The organism is Synechococcus sp. H55.11 (genome assembly GCF_047462475.1).
Lineage (GTDB): Bacteria > Cyanobacteriota > Cyanobacteriia > Thermostichales > Thermostichaceae > Thermostichus.
In genome coordinates, this window is sequence record NZ_JANSJI010000057.1 from 2,996 (window position 1) to 8,372 (window position 5,377).

General features: G+C 58.0%; 5 protein-coding genes. 3 read left to right on the forward strand and 2 right to left on the reverse strand.

Annotation, left to right across the window (positions count from 1 at the left end):
• Positions 1-887 (reverse strand): SPFH domain-containing protein (locus tag NW853_RS02475; protein ID WP_414335675.1); only part of this gene is annotated, 887 nt, incomplete at its 3' end.
• A gap of 206 nt (positions 888-1,093) precedes the next feature.
• Here NW853_RS02475 and NW853_RS02480 point away from each other — a divergent pair.
• The 3 genes from NW853_RS02480 (at position 1,094) to leuC (ending at position 4,790) form a co-directional block, all read left to right on the forward strand.
• Complete coding sequence (locus tag NW853_RS02480) at positions 1,094-2,086, forward strand: NAD(P)/FAD-dependent oxidoreductase (RefSeq protein ID WP_414347596.1); 993 nt, start codon at positions 1,094-1,096, stop codon at positions 2,084-2,086.
• Between the two features lie 79 nt (positions 2,087-2,165).
• Positions 2,166-3,254, forward strand: a complete 1,089-nt coding sequence (locus tag NW853_RS02485; protein ID WP_414347598.1) for a polysaccharide deacetylase family protein — start codon at positions 2,166-2,168, stop codon at positions 3,252-3,254.
• A gap of 132 nt (positions 3,255-3,386) precedes the next feature.
• A complete protein-coding gene (gene leuC / locus NW853_RS02490; protein ID WP_414335680.1) occupies positions 3,387-4,790 on the forward strand; it encodes a 3-isopropylmalate dehydratase large subunit in 1,404 nt (467 codons plus the stop codon).
• Positions 4,791-4,865: 75 nt separating this feature from the next.
• On the opposite strand, the gene NW853_RS02495 is transcribed toward leuC, so the two are convergent.
• Entirely contained in the window at positions 4,866-5,351 is a 486-nt protein-coding gene (locus NW853_RS02495) for a 2Fe-2S iron-sulfur cluster-binding protein (protein WP_414335682.1), read from the reverse strand.
• Positions 5,352-5,377 lie beyond the last annotated feature (26 nt).

Below are 5,377 nucleotides of genomic sequence, written 5' to 3' on the forward strand. Positions count from 1 at the left end.
CCCTGTCCGCTTTTGGCAACGTCCACCATGGAGACCAATCCTTGCAGGGTGCCGGGGATGGAGTTGGGATCCATAAAGATCACCTTCGAGCTGGGACTGCTGCCCACCTTGAAACCCATATCGATGTAGTTTTGCGCCATCAGGTATTGCAGCGCATTGACTGCCTCCGGGTTCTCCTGCAGAGTGGCGGCAATGGTTTTGATGGCCTCAGCCGTACCCTCGGCCAGCAGCAGCCGCTCCCGCTTCTCGGCCTCTGCTCGCAACAACTGTGCCTTAGCAGCCCCTGCCGCCTGATTGATGCTGGCCTGCTGTTCCCCTTCCGACTTGAGGATGGCGGCCCGCTTTTCCCGTTCGGCAGCCATTTGCTTTTCCATCGAGTCTTGCACCGTCTTAGAGGGCTGGATATCCCTGACTTCTACGCGGGTGATCTTGATCCCCCAGGGATCGGTGGCCTCGTCCAGTTCTGTCAAAAGGCGGGCGTTGATCTCGGCACGGGAGGAAAAGGTTTGATCCAAGTCCATGCGGCCAATTTCGGCGCGCAAGGCCGTCAGCACCAGATTAATCAAAGCCCGTTGCACATCCTCCACTGCATAGCGGGCCTTGATCATATCAGTGATGCGCCAATAAACCACTGCATCGGCCATCAGCGAAACGTTGTCGCTGGTGATGCACTGCTGCGGTGGCACGTCCAGTACCTTCTCGCGAATGGTTTCCTGGAAAACAATTCTGTCGAGGGGGGGGAGAATAACGTGCAGCCCTGGGGTTAGCTTGCGGTGAAACCGGCCCAAACGCTCTACCAGTGCCTCATACCCCTGGCTGATGATCTTGACCGAGTTGAACAGGTAGCCAATGAAGATGAGGGCAATGGCCGCTAAGATGCCTGGCATAAGGTTCTTCTCCTGACAGAGAGTTCAGCCCCTATTCTAGACGGTTGTTGGAACTGATCCCTTCACCTCGACACGCCTTAATAGAGACATGATGCATGAACAGGATAAGCAGACCTTCGGGACATATGGATTTTCTTAAGGTTTTTGGATCCGCGACCGACGACTTGAAGGTTACCCAGTAGAAAGCTTACGAGAGGATGCCGTCTATGAAGCTGAACAGCAAGAACCTAGAAGTTGGCTTGAACAAAATCTACGATGTCATTGTCGCCGGCGGCGGCGCAGGGGGGTTGTCGGCGGCGATCTATCTGGCTCGCTACGGCTTGAGCTGCCTGGTCGTAGAAAAAGGCAGAGGCCGCTCTTTTTGGATGCAGGATTTGCGCAATTATCTCGGCCTACCTCCGACCACGCCAGGGCGGGAGCTGTTGCGACAGGGAAGGGAGCACGCCCTCAGCTTGGGGATGGACTATCTGTGGGGCTATGTGGAAGATGTGAAGGATGAGGGAGAGCTTTTTGCCGTCAAGGTCAAGGTGGGAAAAGTCAACAGCCTCTACCCCGTTTTTCGCAGCCGATATTTGATTGCAGCAACGGGCATCATCGACCATTTGCCGCAATTGCCCGACATGCAAAATGTTTACGAGTATGCGGGCTACTCGCTGCATGTTTGTATGATCTGCGATGGCCATGAAATGCGGGATCAAAAGGCGGTTTTGATCGTCGGCTCCGAGGCTCAAATCAACACCGCTTTTGTCCTCAACTGGTTTACGCCTTATATCTCGGTGTTGACCCACGGCCTCTGCTCGGTTGGCCCTGAAATGCGCCAAAAACTGGCCGAACACGGCTATCCCCTCTACGAAGCTCCCATTCGCCGTTTTTGGGGAGAAAACCACCAGATGAGAGGGGTAGAGCTGGAGGATGGCACCTACATTGAGGCTACCACCGGCTTGGTGGCGATGGGAGCCAAATACCACAACGACTACTTGAAAGGGATCCCTGACTTGAAATGGCAAGGGGAGAGTCTGCTCACCGACGAGTGGTGCCGCACTGCCCACCCGCGCCTGTTTGCGCTCGGGGATTTGAAGCAGGGCCTGAACCAGGTGTCAATTGCGGTTGCCGATGGCACCCTGGCTGCCACAGCCATCTGGCGGGACATCCGCCGCGCCTCTCCTGCTCGTAAATGGGAAGAGCGCCTGCGCTCATAAGTTGAGCTCATCCTGCTCTCTCTGGAGAGTTGGGGTAGCCTTCTGCCCTATGATTGTTGCGAAAGCCCCGGCAACTTCCATGCATTCTCTGAAAGCGGCGATCTTTTTCTTGGTTTTCCTATTGGTGGGGCTGTACTACTACACGGTGGAGGCCCAACCGCTTTTCGATCTCAACCTAACCCTGACCTCAGAATACGACCCCGTTCTCCCGATTGAGAGCGTTCGAGTCGTGCGCGGCAGCAACCCGCAAGATCTCCTCATTTATTTGTCGGCTCCCTCTGCTGCTTGGGTTCATCAAGAGCGGGTGAACGGGCATTATTTGATCGACATTCCCTATGCCGTGATTACCCGTTCGACCCTTGTTGAGGTGCCTGCGGAGCTGCCCTACCGGCTGAGCTGGGGCAACCAGGACGAGCACACCGGGCGCCTGTTGATCACCCCTGCTCCCCCTCATGTGGAGGTGGTGCTGCAACACGGCTGGGCGGCAGATCCCAATTGGCTTGATCCTTGGGAAAACAGCCAGCCTTTGCCCCTGCCTTTGGAAGAGGTGCTGGAGCCCTTATTAGAGGTGCCGCCCCGTTCTGCTTTCCTCACCATTGACGATGGGCCCTGGCCACAGTCCACCCCTCGCCTTTTAGAGGTTTTGGATCAGCTACAGATTCCGGCCACCTTCTTTCTTATCGGCAATCATGTCTCTCAATTTCCAGAATTGGCCCAATCCATTCGGGCTCACCACCACACCATAGCCAACCATACGTTTACTCACGATTATCGACGCCTCTACAGCAGTGACGCGATCTTCTATGCCGAGGTGGATCAGACAACGCAACTGCTGAAAACGTTGCATTTGGATCCCCAACTGGTGGTTCGGCCGCCGGGAGGTTTTCGTCTCGATTCGGCTTTACGGCGTTCTTTGGAGCAGGCAGGGTATCGCGTTCTTTACTGGAACATGAGCCCAGAAGATGCCTATGCCGGCCAAACGGCGGCCCAACTGTTGGAACGCGTTCAAGCCCAGTTGCAGGTGTTCAAGAATTCGGATCAACCCCTGGTTTTGCTGCTGCACGATCGCTGGCCCCATACCGCCGAGGCCCTGCCGAATATCGTCGCCGCCATTGAAGAGGCAGGCTATCGCTTTTTGCCCTGGCCGGCTTTCAGGGATCCCGCTTGAAGGCGACTCTTCTCATCGGCTACCGCAGGAGTTTCCTGGCCAGAGAACTGAGGTGCGAAAGCCTGTACCTTGACAAGCTTTCCCCCAGGTAGCACATTGAAGGGTTACAGGAATTGGCTACAGGCCGGGAAGATGAGCGAGAGGACACTATTCGACAAGGTATGGGATGCTCACACGGTGCGGATGTTGCCCTCGGGGCAGACGCAGTTGTTCATCGGCCTGCACTTGATCCACGAGGTCACCAGCCCGCAAGCTTTTGCCATGCTGCGGGAGCGTCATCTGCCGGTTCTGTTCCCGGAGCGGACGGTGGCTACAGTGGATCACATCATTCCCACCGACGGCCGGGCGCGGCCTTTTGCCGATCCCTTGGCGGAGGAGATGATCCAGGAATTGGAGCGCAACTGTCGGCAACATGGCATTCGCTTCTACAACAGCGGCTCCGGTCGGCAGGGGATCGTGCATGTCATCGCGCCGGAGCAAGGGCTGACGCAGCCGGGGATGACCATTGCCTGCGGAGATAGCCACACGTCCACCCATGGGGCCTTTGGGGCGATTGCCTTCGGCATCGGCACCAGCCAGGTGCGGGACGTGTTGGCCACCCAAACCTTAGCTTTGTCCAAACTCAAGGTGCGCCGCATCGAGATCCAGGGCACGTTGGGGCCGGGGGTTTACGCTAAGGATGTTATCCTGCACATCATCCGCCGGCTGGGGGTCAAAGGCGGGGTGGGCTACGCCTACGAGTACGGCGGCAGCGCCATCGAGGCCATGAGTATGGAAGAGCGCATGACCCTCTGCAACATGTCCATCGAGGGGGGAGCCCGCTGCGGCTACGTCAATCCCGATGCGGTAACCTTTGAGTATCTAAAGGGGCGGGAGTTCGCTCCCCAGGGATCTGACTGGGAAGAGGCAGTGGCCTGGTGGAAAAGCCTGGCCAGTGACCCCGATGCGGTCTATGACGACGTGGTCGTGTTCCAAGCTGCCGACATTGCCCCGACGGTTACTTGGGGGATCACCCCCGGCCAGGGTATTGGCGTGGATGAGCGGATCCCGGCTCCCGAGGAGCTGCCGGAAAGCGAGCGGGAACTGGCCCAAGAGGCCTATGCTTACATGGATTTGCAGCCGGGGGATCCCATTGTGGGGACGCCGGTGGATGTCTGCTTCATTGGCAGTTGCACCAATGGCCGCTTAAGCGACCTGCGGGAGGCAGCCAAGATCGCCAAGGGGCGGCGGGTGGCGCCTGGGGTAAAGGCGTTTGTAGTACCCGGCTCGGAGCGGGTCAAGCAGGAGGCCGAACAGGAGGGCCTGCGGGAGATCTTCGAGGCAGCAGGGTTTGAGTGGCGGGATCCCGGCTGCTCCATGTGTTTGGCGATGAACCCGGATCGGTTGGTGGGGCGCCAGATCAGCGCCTCTTCTTCCAACCGCAACTTTAAGGGCCGTCAGGGATCCCCTACCGGGCGCACCCTGCTCATGAGCCCGGCCATGGTGGCGGCAGCGGCCGTGAGCGGCAAAGTGGTGGATGTGCGAACGCTGCTTTGAAACCGTGACGTACTCCCGCGCTCATGCTGACGCATAGAGTGCGGGCTTCAAGGACTACGTTCCGCTTCGCGAACACTAAAAATCTCGGCTGCTGCGAGTCAAAGCCTCTTGGATATCCAGATCCAGATCCCTCACCGATTCCAGCACCGAGCGCGTAATCAGCTTGCCTTGCTGGACCAAAATCGCGCCGGTTACAGGGTGCAAGAGCGGCTGTTCGGCCCGCCGCCCGATCAACGCCTCGATATCCTTAAAGGCATTGATGTACATCCCCGCCGGCAATTCCACCACCACCCCTTCTCCCAGGACCCGCGCTTGGCAGGCCAGTCGGGAATTGGGCTTGCAAGTGGTGATCACCTCCAGAGTGCGCTGCTCCCGCTTGGTGACCGGCGAGAGAGACTCCATCCCCTCTTTCACATACACATGGCAGGTGGCACAGAGGCCGCGCCCGCCGCACTCTTTCAACACATTCAGCTCTTCTTGCAGCAGCACCGAGAGCAAATTGCTGTTGGTGGCAATCTCAGACACCTGGGCAATGGGATCCAATCGCACGCGCTTGACCATGGTTCTCCCCTGTTACATGCCTTAAC

Bases quoted from the DNA above. Each gene is read 5' to 3' on its own strand.
- NW853_RS02495 (WP_414335682.1), bottom strand. From the start codon at position 5,351: ATGGTCAAGCGCGTGCGATTGGATCCCATTGCCCAGGTGTCTGAGATT.
- NW853_RS02480 (WP_414347596.1), top strand. From the start codon at position 1,094: ATGAAGCTGAACAGCAAGAACCTAGAAGTTGGCTTGAACAAAATCTAC.
- leuC (WP_414335680.1), top strand. From the start codon at position 3,387: ATGAGCGAGAGGACACTATTCGACAAGGTATGGGATGCTCACACGGTG.
- NW853_RS02485 (WP_414347598.1), top strand. From the start codon at position 2,166: ATGCATTCTCTGAAAGCGGCGATCTTTTTCTTGGTTTTCCTATTGGTG.